Here is a 23,707-nt window from a genome sequence, read left to right as displayed (position 1 = left end):
AAGATCGCCCTTGCATACCATTCTCAGAAAAAAATCTCGAGTTTGCAACCCCCCGCACCCATCCTCTATTCGGAACGGAGGTATGCGTCTGATATACTGTGGTGGACAACCCCTGGTGTGCCCTCCAACGTTCGACTGTCGAAACGTCGGGGGACCCGCGGACGAAAGGATTGTGCTTCCCTTTGGGCGACATCCATTCTTTGGACCACCCGTTAATTCAACACAAGATTACCCTACTTCGAGACAAACGAACTGGGACGAAGGAATTTCGTGCTCTTGTTCAAGAGGTCGCCATGTTGATGGCTTACGAATTGACTCGCAATTTGCCTCTTCGTGAGACGACCATCGAGACGCCCGTCGCAACCACCACGGCGAAGGTCATCGCTGGTAAGACACTGGCACTTGTGCCCGTTCTTCGCGCGGGACTGGGCATGCTCGATGGAATTCTCAACCTCGTACCAGCAGCGAAAGTGGGACACGTAGGACTGTATCGAGATGAGAAAACACTGCAACCTGTCGAATACTATTGTAAGCTACCGTCTGATTTGGCGCACCGCGATGTGATTGTGGTCGACCCCATGCTCGCGACAGGCGGCTCTGCCTCTGCGGCGTTGGAGGTCGTGAAGCGGCACGGGGCGGTTGCGCCAAAGTTGATGTGTCTCGTGGCCGCACCGGAAGGTGTGGAACGGATTATGCGTGAACATCCAGATGTGCAGATATATACGGCAGCAGTGGATGAGGGTTTAAACGAGCATGGATATATTGTCCCCGGGCTGGGCGATGCCGGGGACCGCCTGTATGGGACATGGTAAAGGAGGCGAAGAGCATGGACAAATTGCGAGTCATGACGGTCTTCGGAACACGTCCAGAGGCGGTCAAGATGGCACCGCTTGTGCGCGCATTGGCGAATCATGAGGACATCGAGGGTTTGGTCTGCGTGACGGCACAGCATCGGGAGATGCTGGACCAAGTCTTGGATGTCTTTGGAGTCATTCCAGACGACGACTTGGATATCATGGAGCAGCGGCAGACGCTTGGGCTGACCACGCGCAAGGCGCTCGAGGGGATGGAAGCGGTCATCGAGCGGCGAAAGCCAGACATTGTGCTCGTTCACGGCGACACTACGACGACCTTTGCGGCAGCACTGGCAGCCTTCTATCAGCGCGTCGCCATTGGCCACGTCGAAGCTGGACTGCGCACTTATGACAAGCATAGTCCGTTTCCGGAGGAGATGAATCGGCAACTGGCGGACGTTCTGTCCGACTTGTTCTTTGCACCGACAGAACTGGCTGCACATCAATTGCGAGCAGAGGGAAAACCGCATGCCTCCATTTTTGTCACGGGCAATACCGCGATTGATGCCATGAAGACGACGGTTCGTCCGAATTTCGAGCATCCCATCTTAGCATCCATGCCAGAAGACGGTCAGGTGGTCTACATGACCGCTCATCGCCGCGAGAATTTTGGCAAACCGCTCAGTGATATTTGTCGTGCGGTTCTAACTCTGGTGGAGCGCTTTCCTAATCTGCATTTGGTCTATCCTGTCCACCTCAATCCGAACGTTCAGGAGACGGTGTTTCAACACTTGGGAAATCACCCTCGCATTCATCTCATGCAGCCGCTCGGAGTGGTCGAAAATCACAATTTCATGGCTCGCTCCAAGCTCATTTTGACCGATTCTGGAGGGATTCAGGAGGAGGCGCCGTCGCTTGGTGTGCCAGTTTTGGTCCTACGTGACACGACAGAACGTCCGGAGGGCATTGAAGCGGGTACACTCAAGTTGGTTGGGACCGATGAAGCGGCGATTGTCGCTGAGGCTACGCGCTTGTTGACGGACGAGGATGCCTATCGCGACATGGCGATGCGAAAAAATCCGTACGGCGATGGTGTGGCCTCTCTGCGCATCGTGCAAGCCATTCTCCACCACTTTCAGCGGGGGCCGGCGCCCAATCCGTTCGTCTATGACAAAAGCACGGACGGTATGGCTGACGCTATTGCGGAGGGATGATGCGCAGCTTTGTCTGTGCGGAGTGGTGAAAACGCATTCAATGCCTTTTGTGTCGTCTTTCGTCAAAAAATACGTTATGCTTGACTTTAGGAGGGAACATGAGCGATGCCATCATCCGTTGTATTAGCAGGAGCAGTGCGTACGCCCATCGGTAATTTTATGGGGGCACTGTCCAGCATTTCCGCTCCAGACCTCGGAGCGTTGGTCATTCGAGAAGCGTTGCGACGGGCCGGAGCACCGGACGCTTCCGTCGAAGAGGTGCTGATGGGAAATGTGTTGCAGGCCGGGTTGGGACAAAATCCCGCACGCCAAGCCTCCATTCGCGCCGGACTTTCCGACTCGATTCCTGCGATGACCATCAACAAAGTCTGTGGTTCTGGTCTTCAAGCCGTCATGTTGGCCAGTCAAGCTATTCGTGCCGAAGATGCGGAGTTACTGGTAGCTGGTGGCATGGAGAGTATGTCGAATGCACCTTACCTGTTGCCGCAAGCTCGTACTGGCTATCGCATGGGCGATGGAGTGGTAGTGGACAGCATGATTCGCGATGGTCTCTGGTGTGCCTTTTGCGACGTACACATGGGCATCACCGCAGAGAACGTGGCAGAGCGGTATTCTCTGAGTCGAGAGGAGCAAGATGCATTTGCAGCCGAGAGCCAGTCACGGGCTGCGGCGGCTATTCAGTCGGGGCGATTTCGCGACGAGATTGTGCCAGTTCCCGTCAAACAGCGTAAAGGTCCGGAGGTTCTCTTTGACACGGACGAATTCCCGCGTGCAGGCACGACGGTCGAAACGTTGGCGCGCTTGCGGCCAGCCTTTAAACCAGATGGAACGGTCACCGCGGGAAATGCCAGTGGCATCAACGACGGTGCGGCGGCGATGGTGGTGGCCAGCGAAGCTGCTGCCACTCGCCACGGACTGAAACCGTTGGCGCGAGTGTTGGGCTACGCGAGTGTTGGTGTCTCTCCAGAAGTGATGGGGCTCGGTCCCATCGAAGCGACACAAAAGGCGCTTGCCCGGGCGGGGGTCACGCTGGCGGACATCGACCTGATTGAGGCGAATGAGGCTTTTGCCGCGCAGTCTCTCGCAGTCGGCAAAAGCCTCGGCTGGGACTATGCCAAAGTCAATGTCAACGGTGGGGCGGTCGCATTAGGCCATCCTATCGGTGCGAGCGGAGCGCGCATTTTGGTCACGTTGTTGCACGAATTACAGAAGCGACAAGGACGTCTGGGGTTGGCGACACTCTGTATCGGCGGAGGCCAGGGAGTCGCAATGGTCGTCGAGCGTCTTTGAGAAACGGAACTGTACAGAGAAAAACATCGAAAAGGCGTCGATTTTATGAACAAACGAGCCAATACGGCGCAATATGACGATTTTTGCGCCGGGTTCGTTGACACTAACTTTTTTGCTAGTGTACTATTAGCGTGGGTTCAGGCATTTCACTCTGAGGCACAGGTGTTTCACCCTACGAAACGAAGGTTTCCAGAAACACTTTTTGCCCTTGAACGAGGTTACGGAAGCCCATCATCGGGCAGGATGGATGCAGATGTCGTAATTTATCCTATTCAAGCCTGGTTTGCCGCGCTGTTCATCGACTCTCTGACGATAGACCTCTCTGGATTCACAATGGGTGGTGTACAAATTCGAGAACGACCGACGTTCACCGAAGAGGCCCACAGACAAGCCTAGTGAGCCAAGAATGTGGAAAACGTTTGCAGTCTATTCTGGTGCCACGCTGCAGTTAGCTGTATCAGTCCTTGTGTTTGGATATCTCGGCCATCGACTGGCGGTGCAGACACACCATGAATGGATGATTGCACTCGGTGTAGTAGTGGGAGTCGTTGTTGGCGCATCGGGGTTGGCGTTCCTCATCAAAAACATTTTAGGAGACAGGCCATGAAGGAAAACCGATTGAACGCTCGCTTGCGCGCCATCCAGTGGTGGGGTCTCGGTCTCATCGCTCTGACGTGCATCGCGTGGGTCGTGTTGTCTGCCGAGAGAGTCTGGGTCAGCGGTCTGCTGCTCGGCGAGCTAGGTGGTGCGGTGGTCGTGCTCACACTCATCCGTGGGGGACAGCCCAACAGCCAGACGACTGGGGCACCACTTTTGCTGTCCGGAATTGTGGGTACAATTCTCCGGTTTGGTACCCTCGCGGTCGTGATGGTGGTTGCTTCCAAGTGGCACACCGTGTTCAACCCTTACATGACCCTCGTCGGTTTTTTGCTCGGGTTTGTTTTCATTTTCGTAGGCCTCTACGGAATCGCCAGAAACCAAGATACAACTTCCAGCGAAAGCAGGTGATTAGATGCCAGCTTTTCCAACGCTTTTCCCCAACTCGATTTTCAAAATCAACTTGACCACGATTGCGATGATTTTTCTCGCCGGACTGGTGGTGGTTGTGGTCTTGCGCATTGGCTTGCGGCGGATGGATATGCGCAATCCGAGGGGACTGCAAAACATTCTTGAGTGGGCTGTGGAGTTTACGCGCACGATGGCGCGCGATACCATGCCGACTGAAGGCGCTGTCAATTTCATCTTGCCCTTAGCATTTACCATGTTGACGTTCCTATTCGTCAGCAATTGGCTCGGCCTCATCAGCATCATTGCCTTGCACCTGCACAGTCCATCCGGTATGTGGGGCATTACCGCGCACGATTTGAGTCAGTCCAAAGGAGAAGTAGTGCTGTTCGACTCTCCAACGGCCAACATGAGCATGACTCTCGGCCTGGCGGTCATGGTTTGGATTCTCTCGCATGCGCGCGGTCTTCGTCACCCGAAGAAGTGGCTGAAGCACTTCTACAGTCCGTCTCCGCTCGCCGTCATTGAAGAAATCACGAATCCACTGACGCACGGCATGCGACTTTACGGCAATATTTTTGCGGGAGAAGCGCTGTTGACGGTCATGGTCACGGCTCCGCGCCTACTCGGTTGGATTCCTTGGACGTTGCCGCTGATTCTGGTGTGGCTCCTTTATTCTCTGTTTGTCAGCACGATTCAAGCCTATGTGTTTTCCATCTTGATGTGTCTATATGTGGGAAACAAATCTTTTGATGGGCCGGGACATCACTGAAAGTAAGGTGTTCATTCAAGGTCTCACGAACGGCATAGCCCGTGTGTGCACGTCCATCCCATGAGGGAGAACCTACGAAAATTCAGTCTTCAATTTCTGAGGAGGAACAAGAATGGCAGAGAAAGACATGATTAAGGCAATTTATGATATCGCGGTAGCTCTTCTTCTTGGACTTGCCGCTGTCGGTTCTGGTGTTGGTGACGGCTTGGTCATGAGCAAGTATGTAGAGGGCGTTGCTCGCCAGCCAGAGGCTCGCGGTTCCATCTTTGCGAGCGCCTTGCTCGGTGTTGCTTTGGTTGAGGCTTTCCCGGTTATCGCGCTTGCGTTCGGTATCATCATGCTCTTCACACAGGGTTCTCTGTAATTGCCGGCTGCAAGAACGAGTAAGCCGGAGATAGGAGGGAGTGTCGCGGGTGTTTGAGGTCGGAACGTTTATCGTATCTATTGTTTCCTTCCTAATCGTCTTCTGGATTATTGCTAAAGTGGGATTCAAACCCCTTGCAGGCATTATGGAAAAACGTCGCGTCTATGTCACGGGTCAATTGACAGAGGCAGAACACAATCGACTTGAGTCAGAGCGGATACTGGCGGAGCAAAAACGCCTTCTGGAACAGACACGCAAAGAGGCAAAGGAAATTTTAGACGCTGCCCGCATGCGTGCCGACGAACAGTCGCGCAACCTCATTCGTCAGGCGGAGGAAGAATCGGCACGAATTTTGGCGGAGGGTAGGCAGCTGATTCAACAAGAGCGCGAAGAGGCCCTCAATGCGGCGCTCCAGCGCGTGGCAGAGCTGACCGTCGAATTGACGACGAAGTTGCTCCACAACTATGTGACCGCCGAAGCCCATGCCAAAATGCTTCAAGAGGCAGAAGAGAAGCTGGGTGAACTCGCATGCTGAATGGAGCGGTCGCCAATCGATATGCGCGGGCGCTCTTCGAGTGGGCTGTGGAACACAAAGAGACGGAGTCGGTGGCCAAAGCACTGCAGGCCTTGAAACAATTGTTGCATGAGAGCACGGAGGCTAGAGATTTCCTTGAGCATCCGCTCATTCCTGCAGAAGCGAAGACGGAATTTCTGAGAAATTACTATGGCGAAACGTTGCCGGACGTCCTCTATCGCTTCTTGAGAGTCCTTTTCCATCGCAGGCGCGCTTCATATCTGTACCTCATTGCTGAGCGCGTTGACAAATTAGTGGAGGCTGCAGCTGGCATTCAGTCCGTGTGGATTGAGACGGCTCAACCGCTCACTGAGGAGCATCGATTGCAAATGGAGCAGAAGCTAGGGGAGCAGCTGAAAAAGACGGTTCGCGCCCATGTGGAAATTCGGCCGGAGCTCGTGGCTGGCTATCGTGCCCGCCTCGGCAATCGCGTGTTGGATGCCACCGTTGCTGGCGCTCTTGTGCAATTCGGACAGCGAGTGTCCAGTGTTTCGTCGGCGCAATAATATCAGTTGCCTTCGCTAGATATCGTGGGCGCGGACGGCGGGGAGATGCGCTGGTCTGCGCTGTTTTGTAAGACACTGAGCAAATTTGCAAGACTCTGTGCAAGGGAGTGAACATATTGAGCATTCGACCAGATGAAATCAGTCGGCTCATCAAACAACAAATAGAGTCCTTTCAATCGACGGTTGAAGTGTATGATACGGGCGTCGTCCTCACGGTCGGCGACGGTATTGCCCGTCTTCACGGTCTGGACAACGTCATGGCTGGAGAATTGATTGAATTTCCAAATGGCGTCTACGGGATGGCTTTTAACCTCGAGGAAGACAACGTGGGTGTCATCGTGCTCGGCTCGGTTCTTGGCATCAAAGAAGGGGACGTTGTCAAACGGACCGGACGCATTACCCAAGTACCTGTGGGTCCGGAGTTGCTCGGTCGCGTCGTCAATCCACTCGGTCAGCCTCTTGACAACCGCGGTCCGATTGAAGCATCCGTCTTTCGGCCCATTGAGTCCAGAGCGCCCGGAGTTATCGACCGCAAGTCCGTGCATGAACCGATGCAGACGGGCATTAAAGCCATCGACGCGATGATTCCCATTGGTCGCGGTCAGCGCGAGCTCATCATTGGAGACCGGCAGACCGGCAAGACGGCGATTGCGATTGACGCCATCATCAATCAAAAGAATACGGGCATCAAGTGCATCTACGTCGCCATCGGTCAGAAACAGTCGACCGTCGCGCAGGTGGTTGAGACATTGAAGCGCTATGGCGCTATGGAGTATACGATTGTTGTCGCCGCGAATGCGTCCGATCCCGCTCCGCTCTTGTTCATGGCACCCTACGCGGGGTGCGCTATGGGCGAGTATTTCATGTACAATGGCGAGCACGCCCTCATCATCTACGACGACCTGACCAAACAGGCCGCAGCTTACCGCGAAATGTCGCTCTTGCTGCGTCGGCCGCCTGGTCGCGAGGCCTACCCTGGCGATGTTTTTTATCTCCACTCACGCCTCCTCGAACGCGCAGCGAAACTGAGTGATGCGCGCGGAGCGGGATCGCTCACCGCATTGCCGTTCATCGAAACACAAGCTGGGGACATTTCGGCGTATATTCCGACCAACGTCATCTCCATCACGGACGGTCAAATCTTCCTCGAATCCGACCTATTCTTTTCCGGTCAGCGGCCAGCCGTCAACGTGGGTTCGTCGGTGTCGCGCGTAGGCGGTAGCGCACAGACGAAAGCCATGAAAAAGGTGGCTGGGACCCTGCGCCTCGATTTGGCTCAATATCGCGAACTGCAGGCGTTTACCCAGTTTGGGTCCGATTTGGACAAAGCGACACAACAGCGATTGACGCGCGGTGCACGCATGATGGAAATCCTCAAGCAGCCGCAATATCACCCACTGACGTTTGAACGCCAGGTGGTATCGCTGTGGGTGGCGGTCAATGGATATTTGGACGACATTGAGCCAGCTGCCATCGGGAAATTCGAGGAGCAGTGGCTGAGCTTTGTGGAATCTACCTATCCACAAATTTACGCGAACATCGTGGAAACAAACGATATTAAAGAGGACACAGCCAACTTGTTGAAGGAAGCAGTTGGTAAATTCATGGTGACGTTTGTCGCCTAATCGCGCCAAAGAGGAAAGGCGGTGACCATAGGTGGCGCAAAACCCACGCGAAATTCGCAGACGCATTCGCAGCGTGCGCAGCACGGCGCAGATTACGAAGGCGCTCGAGATGGTATCTGCTGCGAAGTTGCGGCGAGTGCAGAGCGCGGTGCAAAACGCCAGGCCTTATCTCGCGAAAATGCAGGAGATGTTGGCGGGCGTCTTTGCCTCCGCTCGCTATGTCAAGCATCCCCTTTTGCAGTCGCGGCCTGTCAAGCGAACCGGCTATCTCATCATCACGGCGGACACTGGTCGAGCAGGTCCCTACAACGCGCAGGTCATTCGGCGGGCCCTTGAGGAGTTCCGCCACAAAGACAAGTCAGCGTTCACTATTTTTGCTGTCGGTCGTAAGGGCCGCGATTTCTTTCGGCGCCTCCACTATCCTATCGCCGCAGAAGTCACGGGTCTGCCCGATGCGCCCGAATATCGCTCGGTGGCAGAACTGGCCGAACAAGTGGTGAAGGCCTATGGTGATGCACAGTTTGATGAACTGTACTTCATCTACAACGAGTTTATCAATCCAGTCATTCAACGGCCCATCGTCAAACGCGTACTGCCGCTCGAAGATTTGGGCGCTGCAGACCCTGCTGGGGTGGGTGGCTTCAGCGCTGACCGTACGCAGCCGACTCGTGTGGAATATCTGTATGAACCGGATGCAGAGTCGGTTCTGTCCGCTCTGTTGCCGCGTTATGCGGAGACGTTAGTCTACCAAGCCGTGCTCGACGCGAAAGCTTCCGAGCACGCCGCTCGCATGACGGCGATGGGCAATGCCACAGAGAATGCGAAGGAAATGATTTCGGACTTAACGCTTTCACTCAACCGTGCGCGTCAAGCGGCTATCACCACGCAAATTGTCGAAGTGGTTAGCGGCGCACAGGCGCTCGAGTAAGGGAGGGAATAGATTGAGTAAAGGACAAGTCGTACAGGTACTCGGCCCGGTCGTGGATGTGCGGTTTCCAGAGGGCGAACTACCTCTACTCAACAACGCACTGCGCATTGACTACGAAGGCGAAGTTTCTATTCATTTGACTCTTGAGGTCGCACTGCATCTCGGAGACAACGTCGTCCGCTCGGTCGCCATGTCGTCGACGGATGGGCTGATTCGCGGCGTCGACGTTGAAGACACGGGGCGCGCCATCGCGGTGCCGGTGGGCCAAGGGACGCTCGGTCGCATCTTCAATGTGCTCGGAGAAGCCATCGACGAAGCTGGTCCGGTCGAGGCCGATACCAGTTGGCCCATTCACCGCAACGCGCCAGAATTTAGCGAACTCACGACGAAAACCGAAATCTTTGAAACGGGCATCAAGGTCGTTGACTTGCTGGCACCGTACATCAAGGGCGGAAAAGTCGGATTGTTCGGCGGCGCGGGCGTGGGTAAGACCGTACTGATTCAGGAACTGATTCACAACATCGCCAAAGAGCACGGAGGTTATTCCGTCTTTGCAGGCGTCGGCGAACGCACGCGCGAAGGAAACGACCTCTATCATGAGATGAAAGACTCCGGCGTCATCGACAAGACCAGCATGGTCTTCGGTCAAATGAATGAGCCGCCGGGTGCCAGACTTCGCGTGGGTCTCGCTGGACTGACTCTCGCCGAATACTTCCGAGACGTGGAGGAGCGCGACGTACTCTTCTTCGTAGATAACATCTTCCGCTTTACACAAGCGGGATCGGAAGTGTCTGCTCTGCTCGGACGCATGCCTTCCGCCGTCGGTTACCAGCCCACGCTGGCGACCGAGATGGGGCAGTTGCAAGAGCGCATCGCCTCCACGGTCAAAGGTTCCATCACGTCCATCCAGGCTGTTTACGTGCCTGCGGACGACTATACAGACCCGGCACCAGCCAACACATTTGCCCATCTCGACGCCACCACCAACTTGGACCGTCGAATCTCCGATATGGGTCTCTACCCCGCGGTCGATCCGCTGGCGTCCACGTCGCGTGCGCTCCAGCCGGATATTGTCGGCGATGAGCATTATCGCGTCGCCCGTGGCGTTCAGCAAGTTTTGCAGCGTTACCGTGAGTTGCAGGACATCATTGCCATTCTCGGTATGGACGAGTTGACGGACGATGACAAACTCATCGTTGCTCGCGCCCGGAAGATGCAAAACTTCCTGTCCCAGCCGTTCTTCGTCGGGGAAGTATTTACTGGAATTCCCGGGAAATACGTCACCGTCGCCGATACCGTCCGGTCTTTTGGCGAAATTCTCGACGGCAAGCACGACGACATTCCAGAGACATACTTCCGCTATTGCGGTGCCATCGAAGAAGTTCTGGAAAAAGCCGCGAAAGACGGCATCACGGCCTAAAGTTCGCTGGAAGTAGGAGGTCGTCCGAATGAGTACAGTCCTGTTTGAACTCGTCACCCCGGACCGAGTGGTCTACACGGGCGACGTCGAGATGGTCACCGTCAAGGGCGGCTACGGCGAACTCGGCATTCTGCCCAGGCATATGGCGCTGGCGACTACGGTCAAACCGTGTCTCGTCAAGCTCCGGGTTCCCGGTGGCGAGGCGAAAGTTCCCGTTTCAGGGGGCTTCTTAGAAGTCCTGCCCACCCGCGTCACTCTTCTCGCAGATGCTGCGGAACTTCCTGAAGATATTGATGTCGATCGCGCTCGGTCCTCTCTCGACCGGGCGAACGCCCGCCTTGCTGGGGGGGGCCTCGAGGCCGAGGAGATGCAGCGCATGTTGGCGGCGCGCCTGCGCGCCGAGCTCCGCCTCGAAGCGGTCGATTGGGCGGCCCAGTATGGTCATTTGCTTACCAACGAGATCGAATAAACGCCAGTCGAGTCGAGCGGCCCATCCGTGGGCCGGCCACGACTGGTATCAGACCGCAAGAGTCAGGCCCATGGGCCTGACTCTTTTTAATGTGCGCCCTACTCGATGCGACGGCATGTACCGACCCTATCTTACGGTCTCCACGTGACCGACAGGTGGTCACTTCATGACCGTCATCCCCTCGCACGGAATTTCCCACATACTCCGGCGCAAAGTTCCCCCAAAAAAACTTTCCTATCACCCTGTTTTTTATGATCCGCTCATACGACCCTGCCGTATACCTCACTGAAATGTCTACCAATCCATTCACAGGGGTGAGAAGTTTGGAAACTCGTACAACGCGTCGAGAATTTCTGAAAAAGGCTGGCTTCATGGGGGCAGCCGCCACGATGGGGGGATTGGCTGAGCCACTGCTCGCAGGTCCCACGAAGGTGTTTGCAGCCACGATGGCAGAGTCCACTCAAGAAATTATCAATCTTGCTCTGACCGCCGAGCAACTCGCAACTACGTTCTATTACACCGGTGTCAAATCGAGCAAACTCACCATGACCAACAATCAAGACAATCAACCTTACGTCCGCGCCGCTATCGAAGAAGAATGGTTCCATGCGGAACTGCTGGCGAGTGCCGGAGCCAAGTCTGTCGTTGGCAATCATCCGAAGTTCTACTTCCCGAAGGGCACGTTTGACAGCGACGCAGCGTTCATCGGAGTTCTCGAAGCGCTCGAGACGGCTTTCATTGAGGCATATCTAGCTGCCATCTATCAGTTCAGCATGAATGGTCGCACAGACCTCGCGCAGCTGGCTGGCCAAATCATGGGGATTGAGGCGGAGCATCGCGTGATGGGCCGTGTCATCTTGAACAAGAGTGTTCCGAACAATCTCACCCTCGAAAAGGCTCCGCCGAAAGGTGCCACAGTGGCAGACGTGGCGAAAGCCTTGGTACCGTTCCTTTCGCAGTCAAAGACCAATCCAGACGGCCCATTTTGGATGCCGACCAAAGCAGAAATCAAAATCGCCGTGGACGGTGGCGTCTACAATCCAAACGCGTAATCCGCAACGTGAAGCAGGGCAAACCATCGAGGTGGCGGCGGGTAAGGGGTCGCCCCTCGAACTGATGAACGAGCAGAACACTATCAAAGGAGAGATGATGACATGTTTTCAAATATCGGAGTGCCAGGGCTGATTCTTATCATATTGTTTGCACTGATTGTCTTTGGACCCAAGAAACTGCCTGAACTTGGTCGTTCTATGGGAAAGACCTTGAAAGAATTTAAGTCGGCGACGCACGGTCTGACCGGAGACGACGAAGTGCCGAGCACGGGAACCGTTTCGGCCGTCGCCGCATCGACAGAAGCCGCTCCACAAGCGTCCGCTGGCACAGGAAGTTCATCCATGGACATGGCGTCCCCAACCCCAGCAAGTGTGCAAACTGCTGCAGCTGCAACCGGATCAACCGCTGAAGTCCACCCGACGGACCTCAGTGCCCAGTCGACTGCTGACCGGGTGACCGTCGGCTAATGGAACCCACGTGGACGTTGGTGGAGCACCTGTCGGATTTGCGCAAGCGGATTATCTTCAGCTTGATTGTCCTGGTTGCCACCTTCATCGCCGCTCTCGTGTTTGTTCATCAAATCTTCGGCATTCTCGAGTACCCCCTAAAAGGGGTGCGGCTGGCGGTATTGGGACCAGGAGACGTCATTCAAATCTACTTTAGCGTTGCCGGCATGGTTGCACTGGGCTTGTCGTTGCCGTTTCTCCTGTTTCAACTCTGGATGTTCATCAAACCAGCGCTTACTGTGCGCGAAAGTCACTACGCCTTGAGTCTTCTGCCGTTTGCGACCTTCATGTTTGTCTTTGGCGTACTGTTCTCGTATTTCTTGATTTTCCCGATTCTGCTACACTTCTTGCTCAGTTTGGCGAATGAGAGTTTTATCGTTTTGCTCACCGCGCAGAAGTACTTCAAATTTCTCATCACCTTGACGTTGCCGTTTGGGCTCATTTTTGAAATGCCCATCCTGTTGCTCTTTCTCACTCAGATTGGTGTCATTACACCGAAGCGGCTCGTGGGTATGCGCAAATATGCGTACTTGTGCATCGTGGTCTTCGCGTCCTTCATCAGTCCGCCGGAACTGGTCTCCCATCTGAGTGTCGCGGTGCCGATGATGGCGCTGTACGAAATCAGCATCCTCCTCTGTCGCGTGCAGATGGCGAGAAAGAGAAGGCGCGGTGAGCAATATGACAAGAGCGAAGACACAAGCTCCGGGGGTTTGACCAGTGGTGCCTAAACCCACTCTCTGCAAGTCCCCCGTCCTCTCGTCGTGCATCCCCCATGAGCCAGGCATTTGCCTGCGAAACATGGGGGATGTTGCATGGATACGCCCCCTTTCATCGGGCTCTCTCCTCTCTGGGTCTCGCCTCGACTTCGACATTCATTCCACACCCCAATAGTTCCAATCCATGCTATAATTCAGAAAGGTCTGCCTGTAAGATGTTCCGCCTCTGCGGCAGAGATTTGTTCCCATTCATCGTCACGAGAAAGGGGGATAGCCCCTTGGGGTCCACTTGGAGCACCGATTTGTACTTGTTTATTTTTCTTCTTTTAGGACTCTTATTGCCCATCGGGGCCCTCTGGGGACTCGGGCCGCTCCTTCGACCGAGCCGTCCCAGCAAAGCCAAGCAGACCACCTATGAAAGTGGCGCGGAACCGATTGGGGACGCACACGTACGCTACAATGTGCGGTACTATCTGTTTGCCCTTCTCTTTGTCGTCTTTGATGTCGAGACGGTCTTTTTCTATCCGTGGGCGGTTGCCAACCACATTCTTGGCAAGTTTGGACTGCTGGAGATGGTGTTGTTCATCGTACTTCTAGCCATTGGGCTTCTATATGCTTGGCGAAAGAAGGTGTTGGAATGGAACTGAATCCTCGCATGCAGCCAAGGCAGATTGAGTTTGAGGGGATGACGCCGGAAGAGAATGCGGTGCTCAATCGCGCTGGACTGTTGCTCGGCAGCTTGGAGCAACTGAAGGCGTGGGCGCGCAGTAACTCTCTGTGGCCGATGACTTTCGGCCTCGCCTGTTGCGCGATTGAGATGATGGGGGCGGGGGCATCCCATTACGACCTGGACCGGTTTGGCATTATGTTTCGGGCTTCGCCTCGCCAGTCGGATGTCATGATTGTTGCAGGCACAGTGACCAAGAAAATGGCTCCACTCTTGCGTCGGCTTTATGACCAAATGCCCGACCCGAAATGGGTCGTTGCTATGGGCTCCTGCGCCACGGCGGGAGGACCGTATGTCAAGAGCTACAGTGTGGTCAAAGGTGTCGATGAAGTGGTGCCAGTCGATATCTACATTCCAGGTTGCCCACCATCGCCGCCGGCCCTCATCTATGGCCTTAACCTGCTGCAAAAGAAAATTCGCCGAGACGCTGGAAGGAGTGTTCAAGGCGCATGACGGAAGACCGGACACAAAAGACAGAATCTTCGCCCCCTTCTTCGGAGGCCGCCGTTATGCCACCAGCCGCTCCAGGCATGACTGGCCCTCCAGACGCGGCTAGCGCAGCGTCCACAGCGGGTTCTACGGCCTCTGCGGACGCCGCCCCAGAGAAGGCGTCATCGGCGAAGACTTCCGCCGCCACTTCACCGTCGCCGGCAAAGGCTGCACCGCCAAAGAAAGCGCCTCCACCACCTAATCCATGGGTGGAGGCCGCCAAGGCCAAAGCGGAGGAATTGGCGCAGGCGCTCGCTTCTCAGTTGCCGAATGGGTGGCTGGAGGAAGTGGGGGCGGTGCATCATCAGCCCATGCTCCGTGTTCGAAAGCAGCACTTTCCAGCAGTGTTTAGAGCGGCGCATGCCCTGCCTTCGTGGGAGTTGGACTACCTCGTCTGCTACACGGCGACCGACTATAAGGAGCATCTCGAGGTGGTCGCCTATGTGGAGTCCACCAAGTTCGGGCACATGGTCTGCATCAAGACGCGCACTGAGCGTGAAGCCGCGAGCGTCCCTTCGATTGTCTCCGTGCACCCCGGAGCCAACTGGGAAGAGCGCGAGATGTTCGACCTGTTTGGCATTGAGTTCACGGGCCATCCGGATTTGCGCCGCATCATGATGTGGGATGAATACGTGGGGCATCCGCTTCGCAAAGATTTTGTCGATCCGTCCCTGACCGAGGAGGTAAACCGCGATGGCGCTGATTCCTAATGGGACGGACCGCGAACCCATGCGGTCAGAGAAGGGGAGCGCTGCGGCGCAAAACTCCGCTCCCGCCGCTCAGGGACATGCACCCATGCCCTACGGCGGCCCGGCGGTCGACGACATTCGCATGGAGGAGATGCTGCTCAACGTTGGGCCCCAGCACCCGAGCACGCACGGCGTGTTGCGCCTGTTGGTTCGGGCGCGCGGTGAGACCATCGTCGAGGCTGACCCGGTCATCGGCTATCTTCACCGCGGCACAGAGAAGTTGGCGGAGAATCTACAGTACACACAAATTATTCCTTACACGGACCGGCTCGACTATCTCGCTTCCATGATTAACAATTACGCCCTCTGCCACACCGTCGAGACGGCTATCGATTTAGAGGTTCCCGAGCGCGCCGAGCATTTGCGCGTACTCGTCATGGAAATGCAGAGGATTGCATCGCACCTGCTCTTTATCGGCGCTTATTTGCTCGATCTCGGTGCCATGTCTCCGTTTCTCTACGCTTTCCAAGAGCGAGAGCGAATTGTGCAGCTTTTCAATCGCATCTGTGGAGCGCGGTTGACTTACAACTACATGCGCATCGGCGGTGTGAAATACGATGCGCCAGAAGGTTGGCTGGACGACGTGCGAGACTTTGTCCCCTGGATGAAGGGCAAGTTGGAGATGTATGACCGACTCATCACCGGAAACGAAATCTTTCTCAATCGCGTTCGGGGGATTGGTGTGTTTGACACCAAGACCGCCCTCGCCTACGGCATCAGCGGCGTCAATCTCCGGTCCACGGGGATGCGCTGGGATTTGCGGCGCAATCGGCCGTACAGCATCTACGACCGCTTTGAGTTCGACATCCCGGTAGGACAGCATGGTGACTGTTTCGACCGCTATTATTTGCACTTGCTGGAGATGGAACAGTCCTTGCGGATTATCGAACAGGTCCTTGCCCAGATGCCTGATGGTCCGGTTCTTGGAAAGGTTCCGAAAATCATTCGCGTTCCGGCGGGAGAATATTACTGTGGCGTGGAGGGTGCGCGCGGAGAACTAGGGTTTTACATCGTAGCGGATGGCAAAGACAAGCCATACCGCCTAAAAATTCGCAAACCGTCGTTCGTGAACTTGCAACTTTTGCCAGAGTTGCTGCGTGGTCAGAGTCTCTCCAACCTGATTGCTATTCTCGGCGCGGTCGACATTGTGCTTGGGGAGGTGGATGCCTGATGCCAGCCCTTTGGTTGTGGCAACACGGCCCGGTTACATGGCCACACGTACTCGTCATGATTCTCGGTGCCATCGTCACACTCGCAGTGACACTCGGGGTGGTCACGTACACCATTTACGCAGAACGGAAAGTCATCGGCTGGATGCAGGGGCGCATCGGCCCGAATCGTGTCGGACCCTTTGGACTTTTGCAGTCTTTCGCCGACATCTTCAAGCTCCTGATTAAAGAAGATATTGTGCCTGAGAAGGCAGACCGGTCTTTGTTCCTTCTGGCGCCCATTATCGCCTTTGTGCCTTCGTTTATGACGCTCGCCGTCATTCCCTTTACCATGCGACACATTTTCACGGCGGACTTTGGCGTGGGACTTTTGTACTACTTGGCTCTCTCGGCCATCACGATTCACGGGGTCATGCTTGGGGGATGGGCGTCCAACAACAAATACGCGCTCATCGGGGGTATGCGGAGTGCGGCGCAGATGCTCTCCTACGAGGTGCCGCTCGGCATGTCGCTGGTAGGTGTGGCGCTGATGAGCGGATCGCTCAATTTAAACCACATTGTCCTCGCGCAGTCGCGCACGGTTTGGTATGTCGTTCCGCAGATTGTCGGCTTTTGCGTCTTTCTCGTAGCCGCCACGGCGGAGTTGAATCGGACTCCGTTCGACTTGCCCGAAGCCGAGTCAGAACTCGTTGCTGGCTATCACGTGGAGTACACTGGTTTTCGTTTCGCGTTTTTCATGTTGACTGAATATGTGTACGTCTTTGCGATGGGCTGTCTGGCGGCCACACTGTTCCTCGGAGGTTGGAGCGGTCCATTTTTGCCGGGCTGGCTGTGGTTTGCCATCAAGGTGTTCGCCTTTATCTTCTTTCAGTTCTGGCTGCGCGCCACCATGCCGCGCATTCGTGTCGACCAACTGATGAGTTTCAGTTGGAAGGTGCTACTGCCTATCGCCATGCTCAATTTGGTCGGGACAGCTATCGTCACAACGCTTTGGTAAACGTGTTTTATTTGGATTTTACAGACACGAGAAATCATTAGGAAGAGGGAGTCGCCATGCTCGGCTTTTTGAAGGGGCTCAGCGTCACCATGGGACAGTTGCCAAAGAAAAAAGTCACCTTGCAATATCCGGAAGTCATGCCGGAGTTGCCGGACCGCTTCCGCGGGGTTCACCGGTTTATTCCGGACCTGTGCATCGTCTGCAACCAGTGCGCGCGCATTTGCCCTACCGACTGCATCACGCTATCGGGGACGCGCGATGAGAACCGCAAAATGCACATCGATACGTTCGACATCAACTTTGAGATTTGCATTCTCTGTGACCTCTGCGTGGAAGTCTGCCCAACCGACGCCATCCTCATGTCCGATACGTTCGAGTTGGCGGTGGAATCGAGAGACCACCTGAAACTCGACATGCAGTGGTTGACAGAGAGTGAGGAGGAGTATGAAGAGAAGTACCCGGACCGCGTTCCCTCTTTGGATGCTGTGCTCGGCGAAGACGGCGCGGAGGTGACGGAATGAACTTCAGCGCATTCGAGCACCTCGACACCCTTGTCTTCTACTTGGTGTCACTCGTCATTCTCGTCTGTGCCGTCATGATGCTCAACTTTCGCAAAGTCATATACATGGTGCTGGCCATGGGCGGCGTCTTCGTCGGTTGCGCAGTTCTGTTTCTCCTTTTAGGCGCTGACTTTGTGGGGATTGCCCAGGTGATGATCTATGCCGGAGCTATCACCATTCTGATGATGTTTGCCATTATGTTGACCAACCATGAGGCGGTCGAACCAGAGGCGCGCTGGAGTCTGCAGAAAGCGTTCTCGGCTATCGGCGCGGTGGTGCTTGGAGCGGTTTTGCTGCTGGTCATTCGCAGCACCCACTGGGTCGTTGGGGATGGTCGTCACATCAATCACGGCTACGCGAATCCAGTCGCCATCGGACTCGACTTGTTTCGCGAATACACTATTCCCTTCGAGTTGGTGTCGTTGCTTCTCTTGGTGAGCTTGGTTGGGGCGGTTCTCATCGCGCGCGAAAGAAAGGAGGACTAGCTCCCGATGATTCATATGCCAGTCGCATCTCTCTTGGCGCTTGCAGCAGTCCTGTTCTGTATTGGTCTGTACGGGGCTCTCACGAAACGCAATCTCATCATGGTACTCGTCTCCATCGAGATGATGCTCAGTGCCGTCAACATCAATCTCGTGACGTTCTCCCGTCTCGGCGCTGCGCCTAACTTGACTGGACAAGTGTTTGCTCTGTTCAGCATCACGGTGGCAGCTGCTGAAATCGCCGTTGGTTTCGCGCTCGTGCTCGCGTTTTTTCGCTTGCGCAAGTCGACGGAGGTCAAAGACGCAGATTCGCAAAAGAAGTAAGATTGCTGTCGCCGTGGAGGTGATTTTGTGTCCATGCTCGCTCTGCTGGTACCTCTTTTCCCGCTCTTAGCCGGCGTTATTTCGTTTTTCTTCCGTCGCCTTCCGGGAGCGTTTCACGCGACGATTTCGGTCGTCTTGCTCATTCCGTCCGTCGTCTTTGCCATCGTGTTGTTCCTCTACGTTCACGCCCATCCGGGAGTCGTCCTTCGCCAGGTGATACCTTGGCTTGTGCTCCCATCGTTCTCGATTCATGTCGGCATTCAAGTGAACGCCTTAACGGCACTGATGCTCGTCATCGTCACGTTCGTCTCGATTCTCGTGTTTATGTTCTCCTACGGGTATCTGCGGACGGACGAGAGGTTGTCTATTTACTACAGCTACTTGAACTTATTTGTCTTTTCGATGCTGGCACTCGTTCTTTCGCCGAATCTTTTGCAACTTTATCTTTTCTGGGAAATGGTCGGACTGTGTTCCTACTTATTGGTGGGTTACTGGTTTGCCAAGCCGGAGGCCGCGCGCGCGGCTCGCAAGTCGTTTGTCGTCACACGCATTGGAGACGCGGGCCTGTTTGCGGGCATTCTCTTGCTCGGCTTTGCAGCGGGCACGTTCAACGATGCCGACTACAGCATACTTGCGCGGCACGGGACGCTCGCCTTGCCATGGCTCAGCGAGCCGTATCTTGTCACCCTTGCCACACTGCTCATTTTTATCGGCGCTGTCGGAAAATCCGCGCAACTCCCTCTGCACGTCTGGCTGCCGGATGCCATGGAAGGTCCAACGCCTGTGTCGGCCCTGATTCACGCGGCGACCATGGTTGCGGCGGGCGTCTATTTAGTCGCCCGTGAGTTCCCGCTCTTCGCTGAGTCCCATGTGACCATGACGGTCGTCGCCTACGTCGGTGCGGTGACCGCTTTGTTTGCGTCGCTCATCGCCATCACCCAACAGGACATCAAACGAGTCATTGCCTATTCCACGGTCTCCCAACTTGGTTACATGATGTTGGCGCTCGGCATCGGCGCTTACGCCGATGGGGTGTTTCATCTCTTCACCCACGCATTCTTCAAGGCACTCCTGTTTCTCGCGGCAGGTAGCGTGATTCATGCGCTCGGTGGTACACAGGACCTCGCCTTGATGGGCGGACTTCGAAGAAAGATGCCCATCACCTTCTACACCTTCTTGGCAGGAGCTCTGGCGCTCTCCGGAATATTCCCGTTCGCCGGATTCTGGTCAAAAGACGCGATTCTCGGCGCAGCCATGGCGAAAGGCGATTGGGTACTCTATCTACTCGGACTCATCGCTGCGTTCTGTACTGCTTTCTACATATTCCGCGTGGTCTTTTTGACCTTCGCTGGTGCACCGCGGGATGAAGACTTGCACGCACATGCCCACGAAGGCGGATGGGTGATGACCGTTCCTCTCGTCATCCTCGGCCTTTTTGCCACGTTTGCGGGTTTTATCAACACGCCGTGGAACGACGATTTTCTCAGCCGCTTTCTGACAGCCACAAAAACTCCCAAGCCCATTCCTGCCAGCTATAGTCACTGGCCGCTCACGTCCATGGCCATCAGCCTAGCCGTAGGGCTCTGCGGCATCGGTCTTGCTGCCTGGATGTATGGAGGAGGCAAAGGGTTTCGAAAGGTTCCCTCCGCGTTCAAACCTTGGTACGCGCTCTCACGCAACAAGTTCTACGTGGACGAGGTATACAGTTGGACTGTTGTTCGAGGCGGAAAACTACTGGCTGCTTTGGTCGATCTCGTTGACAGATACCTCATCGAAGGCCTCACTCGCCTAGTGGGACTCTTTTTCTATGGCATTGGCAACGTCCTACGTTACACGCAAACGGGTCAAATTCAGACCTACGGCACGTTTGCCTTGGTTGGATTGGTTGTCTTCTTGGTCGTTGCCGTGTTTCGAGTCGGAGGTGTCTTCTGATGGCCTTCTTGCTATGGATTGTTTTGTTCGCACCATGGATTGGGTTCCTTGCCACGGCGCTGTTGCCTCGCCTCTCGGACAGGATGTATCAGGCCATCCATATCGTCTTGCAGAGCGTTGCGCTGGTAGCCGTTGGCGCGTTATGGTCGCGGTTTCATCCGGCGAGCAGTCACTATCAGGCGGTGGTTCGCCTGCCTTGGTTCTCATTCCCCGATGCCTGGCATGGCGCGAATTTGACGATTGGTCTGAATTTTGGCATCGATGGTTTGTCGCTCGGTTTGTTGTCTTTGGCAGCGGTCGTTCTCTGGCTCATCGCTGTATCTACCCGAGTTCCTGAGGGTCTCGGCAAGGCGCGCGCCATGTGGGTGCAACTGGCGTCGTTTGCAGTGTTTGCTACTTTCACGGCGCTGAACATCTTCACCTTTTTGCTCGCCATCGAAGTGACTCTGTTTGCAACGTTCTTTCTGCTCTTGCGCTTATCGGAGGCCGACAGCCAGCGTACAGCCATAAAATTCTTGCTGTATCGCGGCGTGGCAAGCGTCTTTCTGATTGTGTCACTGGTCGGATTTGCGTTCTCCTCTGCCGCAACGATGGCCGAACCTCTCACGTTGGGCTATCAGCAATTGGCGGCGCGCGCGCAGGGAGTTGCGACTGCCAATGCTGCTCTTTCAGCGCATTACTCAGCACCGCAGTGGATATTTTTACTGCTCCTTCTTGGTGTGTTCATTGAAGAGGCGTTTGTACCTCTCCACAATTGGTTTCCCGACGCCATCAAAAATGCGGATACGGGTACCGCCATGCTCGTCGGTGGCGTCTTGACCAAAACTGGCGCGTACGCTTTGCTGCGCTTTGGCGTGGGCATGATGCCAGCAGATGTAAAAATCTTCACTTATGTGCTGGCGACCGTCGGAATTGGAAACTTACTTTATGGAGCGTTTGCCGCGTGGTCGGCGCGCGACTGGCGGCGGCTCATCTCGTTCTCGTCCATCTCGCACATGGGGCTGGTCTTATTCGCCATCGGGACGATGCAAGCCGATGCGATACAAGGGGCCATGTTTCTGTTGGTGTCCTCTGGGCTCATCACGTCTTTGTTGCTTCTCACCACGAGTCGTGTCAAAGCGCGCACCTTGACTCTGGAGTGGCGGCAACTCTCTGGACTCGCTAAACCCTTGCCTATTTTGTCCGGATTTCTGCTGTTCGGCGCTCTCGCAACCCTGGGATTGCCTCTTACCAGTGGTTTTATCGGCGAATTTCAGTCCTTCTTCGGAGGCTTTGCAGTGCATCCGACCTTTGCCTTTATCGGATTGCTCGGACTCATCCTGTCTGCTGTCTATAGTCTGACGGCCATTCGCAAAACGACGTTTGGTCCGTTCACGGACCGAGCGGCCGCAGCCGCGTATGAAGATGCCCGCATGGCCGAATGGTGGCCTATCGCCCTTTTGACGATGCTCGTACTGTTCATCGGAATTGTCCCTTATCCACTCGGCCACGTCTTCTTGTCGGCCGTCCACCGTTTGTTGCCGATAGGAGGGTGACCCATGAGTCTCGCAACGCTTCTTCAAGCTCATCTATGGACGACCATGGGACCGCTGTTCGTGGTCGGGATGACCGCCATTGTGGTCATGGTGCTAGAACTCTTTTTGCCAGCGGCATCGCGCAAATTTATCGTCCTTCTCGCAGCCCTCGGTGTGGTGGTCGCGGGGGTAGTGCTCGTTCACACGATGTCCGTACCGCCCGAATTGAGCCTCGACACGATGGTGTCGGATGGTCTGGCGACGGTCTCGAGCATGCTGCTGCTCGCCACGGGACTGCTTGTCTTGCTCCTCCATTTGGATGTCAATGAGTCGGAGGAGATGCCTCGAGAAAGCTCATTTCTACTTTTATTCGCTCTGGTCGGGGCGCTGGCTATGGTGACTGCGGTCAATCTCGTCGCGCTCTACATTGGGCTTGAACTTCTGTCGGTCAGTTCCTATGTCTTGGTTGCACTCCGTAAACGGCATCGACAGGCTTCCGTGGAAGGAAGCATGAAGTACTTAGTGATGGGTGGTATAGGGTCTGCCGTTTTCCTCTACGGCGTGTCGTTCATTTACGGATTGACCGGGCAGACCAGCCTCTACGCACTCGCTCAAGCGAGTTTGTCGCTGTGGCAACACGATGCAGCTATCGCTGTCATCGCGTTTCTGCTCATCGTTGTCGGACTTGGCATCAAGCTCTCCTTAGTGCCGTTTCACATGTGGACGCCTGATGCCTACGAAGGCGCGCCATCGTCTGTTGCCGCGCTCATCTCGACGCTCTCGAAGACAGCTACTTTTGCCCTCGCCCTGCGCGTCTTGGTCTACATCTTTAACGGGGGCGCGCACGACCTATTTCCCTACATTGCGGTCCTCGCGGCCATCACGATGTTGGCGGGCAACTGGCTCGCGCTGACACAACACAATCTGCGCCGCCTACTTGCGTTCTCCAGTGTGGCTCAAGCGGGATATCTTCTCATTCCCATCGCATTGTTTGGTACGGCTTCCGTGCGTGAGTGGCCCGACCTTTACGACAATTTGCTCTTTTACCTCGCAGTCTATACGTTCCTGACCATCGGCGCTTTCGCGGTCCTGCATCTCCTTGAACACCACCGAGATGTGACGATGGCGGATGGGCTGACTGGGTTTGCAAAAAAATCTCCGTGGCTTGCGGCCAGCTTCATTGTGTTTCTACTTGGGTTGGCTGGTATGCCGCTGACTGGCGGATTTGTGGGCAAGTTTTATATCTTCACATCGACCGTACAAACGGGCGTGCTTTGGCTTGGCATTGTGCTTTTTGCCACCAGCGTGCTGTCCTTCTTCTATTACTTCGGTCTCATTCGTACCATGTTTCAGTCCCCGCTGCCGACCTATGGCGATGCAGCGCAAGGGCAGGCCGAGGGAAGGACGCCTGTGCCAGTTGCCACTGGGATTGTTATCGCCCTCTGTCTGTTCGGTACGGTGGCACTCGGCGTAGTACCCGGAATTTTGCTCCATCCACTGGCTTTGGTACAGTGGTTCTAGCATTCTG

At 55.4% G+C, this 23,707-nt stretch carries 27 protein-coding genes and 1 pseudogene; all 28 read left to right on the top strand.

The window, feature by feature from the left end; all coding sequences use genetic code 11:
- Nucleotides 1-182 precede the first annotated feature (182 nt).
- The 28 genes and pseudogenes from upp (at nucleotide 183) to M4I36_RS07120 (ending at nucleotide 23,700) form a co-directional block, all read left to right on the top strand.
- Nucleotides 183-812 carry a uracil phosphoribosyltransferase gene (gene upp / locus M4I36_RS07255; RefSeq protein WP_258111064.1) on the top strand — a complete coding sequence of 210 codons (630 nt, stop codon included), beginning with the start codon at nucleotides 183-185 and terminating at the stop codon, nucleotides 810-812.
- A gap of 14 nt (nucleotides 813-826) precedes the next feature.
- A complete protein-coding gene (gene wecB, locus M4I36_RS07250) occupies nucleotides 827-2,008 on the top strand; it encodes a non-hydrolyzing UDP-N-acetylglucosamine 2-epimerase (protein ID WP_258111063.1) in 1,182 nt (393 codons plus the stop codon).
- Between the two features lie 105 nt (nucleotides 2,009-2,113).
- On the top strand, nucleotides 2,114-3,298 hold the full coding sequence (locus M4I36_RS07245; RefSeq protein WP_258111062.1) for an acetyl-CoA C-acetyltransferase: 1,185 nt from the start codon (nucleotides 2,114-2,116) through the stop codon (nucleotides 3,296-3,298).
- Nucleotides 3,299-3,343: 45 nt separating this feature from the next.
- Complete coding sequence (locus tag M4I36_RS07240; RefSeq protein ID WP_258111061.1) at nucleotides 3,344-3,694, top strand: hypothetical protein; 351 nt, start codon at nucleotides 3,344-3,346, stop codon at nucleotides 3,692-3,694.
- Nucleotides 3,695-3,704: 10 nt separating this feature from the next.
- Entirely contained in the window at nucleotides 3,705-3,905 is a 201-nt protein-coding gene (locus M4I36_RS07235; RefSeq protein WP_258111060.1) for a hypothetical protein, read from the top strand.
- Nucleotides 3,902-4,306, top strand: a complete 405-nt coding sequence (locus M4I36_RS07230; RefSeq protein ID WP_258111059.1) for a hypothetical protein — start codon at nucleotides 3,902-3,904, stop codon at nucleotides 4,304-4,306. Before M4I36_RS07235 ends, M4I36_RS07230 begins: the two co-directional genes overlap by 4 nt.
- Before the next feature lie 4 nt (nucleotides 4,307-4,310).
- On the top strand, nucleotides 4,311-5,075 hold the full coding sequence (atpB, locus tag M4I36_RS07225) for a F0F1 ATP synthase subunit A (RefSeq protein ID WP_258111058.1): 765 nt from the start codon (nucleotides 4,311-4,313) through the stop codon (nucleotides 5,073-5,075).
- Between the two features lie 112 nt (nucleotides 5,076-5,187).
- Nucleotides 5,188-5,439: an ATP synthase F0 subunit C gene (gene atpE / locus M4I36_RS07220; protein ID WP_258111057.1), complete on the top strand. Its 252-nt coding sequence runs from the start codon at nucleotides 5,188-5,190 to the stop codon at nucleotides 5,437-5,439.
- 49 nt (nucleotides 5,440-5,488) lie between these two features.
- On the top strand, nucleotides 5,489-5,974 hold the full coding sequence (gene atpF, locus M4I36_RS07215; protein ID WP_258111056.1) for a F0F1 ATP synthase subunit B: 486 nt from the start codon (nucleotides 5,489-5,491) through the stop codon (nucleotides 5,972-5,974).
- Nucleotides 5,968-6,519: an ATP synthase F1 subunit delta gene (gene atpH, locus M4I36_RS07210; RefSeq protein WP_258111055.1), complete on the top strand. Its 552-nt coding sequence runs from the start codon at nucleotides 5,968-5,970 to the stop codon at nucleotides 6,517-6,519. The genes atpF and atpH overlap by 7 nt, the downstream gene beginning before the upstream one ends.
- A 116-nt stretch (nucleotides 6,520-6,635) precedes the next feature.
- Nucleotides 6,636-8,144: a F0F1 ATP synthase subunit alpha gene (gene atpA / locus M4I36_RS07205; protein WP_258111054.1), complete on the top strand. Its 1,509-nt coding sequence runs from the start codon at nucleotides 6,636-6,638 to the stop codon at nucleotides 8,142-8,144.
- A 31-nt stretch (nucleotides 8,145-8,175) separates the two neighbouring features.
- A complete protein-coding gene (atpG, locus tag M4I36_RS07200; protein WP_258111053.1) occupies nucleotides 8,176-9,072 on the top strand; it encodes an ATP synthase F1 subunit gamma in 897 nt (298 codons plus the stop codon).
- Between the two features lie 13 nt (nucleotides 9,073-9,085).
- On the top strand, nucleotides 9,086-10,492 hold the full coding sequence (gene atpD, locus M4I36_RS07195) for a F0F1 ATP synthase subunit beta (protein ID WP_258111052.1): 1,407 nt from the start codon (nucleotides 9,086-9,088) through the stop codon (nucleotides 10,490-10,492).
- 28 nt (nucleotides 10,493-10,520) lie between these two features.
- On the top strand, nucleotides 10,521-10,961 hold the full coding sequence (gene atpC, locus M4I36_RS07190) for an ATP synthase F1 subunit epsilon (RefSeq protein ID WP_258111051.1): 441 nt from the start codon (nucleotides 10,521-10,523) through the stop codon (nucleotides 10,959-10,961).
- 323 nt (nucleotides 10,962-11,284) lie between these two features.
- Nucleotides 11,285-12,013, top strand: a complete 729-nt coding sequence (locus M4I36_RS07185; protein WP_258111050.1) for a ferritin-like domain-containing protein — start codon at nucleotides 11,285-11,287, stop codon at nucleotides 12,011-12,013.
- A gap of 102 nt (nucleotides 12,014-12,115) precedes the next feature.
- Nucleotides 12,116-12,274: pseudogene (locus tag M4I36_RS16840) on the top strand (twin-arginine translocase TatA/TatE family subunit); the annotation flags it as partial.
- Nucleotides 12,275-12,480: 206 nt separating this feature from the next.
- Nucleotides 12,481-13,248, top strand: a complete 768-nt coding sequence (gene tatC, locus M4I36_RS07175) for a twin-arginine translocase subunit TatC (protein WP_258111049.1) — start codon at nucleotides 12,481-12,483, stop codon at nucleotides 13,246-13,248.
- A 266-nt stretch (nucleotides 13,249-13,514) separates the two neighbouring features.
- A complete protein-coding gene (locus tag M4I36_RS07170; protein WP_258111048.1) occupies nucleotides 13,515-13,883 on the top strand; it encodes an NADH-quinone oxidoreductase subunit A in 369 nt (122 codons plus the stop codon).
- Nucleotides 13,874-14,416, top strand: coding sequence for a NuoB/complex I 20 kDa subunit family protein (locus M4I36_RS07165; RefSeq protein ID WP_258111047.1), 543 nt, complete (start codon nucleotides 13,874-13,876; stop codon nucleotides 14,414-14,416). Before M4I36_RS07170 ends, M4I36_RS07165 begins: the two co-directional genes overlap by 10 nt.
- Nucleotides 14,413-15,162 carry an NADH-quinone oxidoreductase subunit C gene (locus M4I36_RS07160; protein ID WP_258111046.1) on the top strand — a complete coding sequence of 250 codons (750 nt, stop codon included), beginning with the start codon at nucleotides 14,413-14,415 and terminating at the stop codon, nucleotides 15,160-15,162. Before M4I36_RS07165 ends, M4I36_RS07160 begins: the two co-directional genes overlap by 4 nt.
- A gap of 85 nt (nucleotides 15,163-15,247) precedes the next feature.
- Nucleotides 15,248-16,372, top strand: a complete 1,125-nt coding sequence (locus M4I36_RS07155; protein WP_258111076.1) for an NADH-quinone oxidoreductase subunit D — start codon at nucleotides 15,248-15,250, stop codon at nucleotides 16,370-16,372.
- Nucleotides 16,372-17,367: an NADH-quinone oxidoreductase subunit NuoH gene (gene nuoH, locus M4I36_RS07150; protein WP_308661106.1), complete on the top strand. Its 996-nt coding sequence runs from the start codon at nucleotides 16,372-16,374 to the stop codon at nucleotides 17,365-17,367. Before M4I36_RS07155 ends, nuoH begins: the two co-directional genes overlap by 1 nt.
- A 56-nt stretch (nucleotides 17,368-17,423) precedes the next feature.
- The gene (locus M4I36_RS07145; RefSeq protein WP_258111045.1) at nucleotides 17,424-17,888 is read left to right on the top strand and encodes a NuoI/complex I 23 kDa subunit family protein; all 465 of its coding nucleotides are present in this window, start codon (nucleotides 17,424-17,426) and stop codon (nucleotides 17,886-17,888) included.
- Nucleotides 17,885-18,412 (top strand): NADH-quinone oxidoreductase subunit J, encoded by a 528-nt coding sequence (locus M4I36_RS07140; RefSeq protein ID WP_258111044.1) that lies wholly within the window; start codon nucleotides 17,885-17,887, stop codon nucleotides 18,410-18,412. The genes M4I36_RS07145 and M4I36_RS07140 overlap by 4 nt, the downstream gene beginning before the upstream one ends.
- 6 nt (nucleotides 18,413-18,418) lie before the next feature.
- A complete protein-coding gene (nuoK, locus tag M4I36_RS07135; protein ID WP_258111043.1) occupies nucleotides 18,419-18,733 on the top strand; it encodes an NADH-quinone oxidoreductase subunit NuoK in 315 nt (104 codons plus the stop codon).
- Nucleotides 18,734-18,766: 33 nt separating this feature from the next.
- On the top strand, nucleotides 18,767-20,665 hold the full coding sequence (nuoL, locus tag M4I36_RS07130; RefSeq protein WP_258111074.1) for an NADH-quinone oxidoreductase subunit L: 1,899 nt from the start codon (nucleotides 18,767-18,769) through the stop codon (nucleotides 20,663-20,665).
- Nucleotides 20,665-22,200 (top strand): complex I subunit 4 family protein, encoded by a 1,536-nt coding sequence (locus M4I36_RS07125; protein WP_258111042.1) that lies wholly within the window; start codon nucleotides 20,665-20,667, stop codon nucleotides 22,198-22,200. Before nuoL ends, M4I36_RS07125 begins: the two co-directional genes overlap by 1 nt.
- A gap of 3 nt (nucleotides 22,201-22,203) precedes the next feature.
- Entirely contained in the window at nucleotides 22,204-23,700 is a 1,497-nt protein-coding gene (locus M4I36_RS07120) for an NADH-quinone oxidoreductase subunit N (protein ID WP_258111041.1), read from the top strand.
- Nucleotides 23,701-23,707 lie beyond the last annotated feature (7 nt).

The sequence above is a fragment of the Alicyclobacillus sp. SP_1 genome, from assembly GCF_024706985.1.
GTDB lineage: Bacteria > Bacillota > Bacilli > Alicyclobacillales > Alicyclobacillaceae > Alicyclobacillus_I.
Note: the sequence above shows the minus strand (reverse complement) of the source record. Positions and strands in the feature narration are given on the sequence as shown.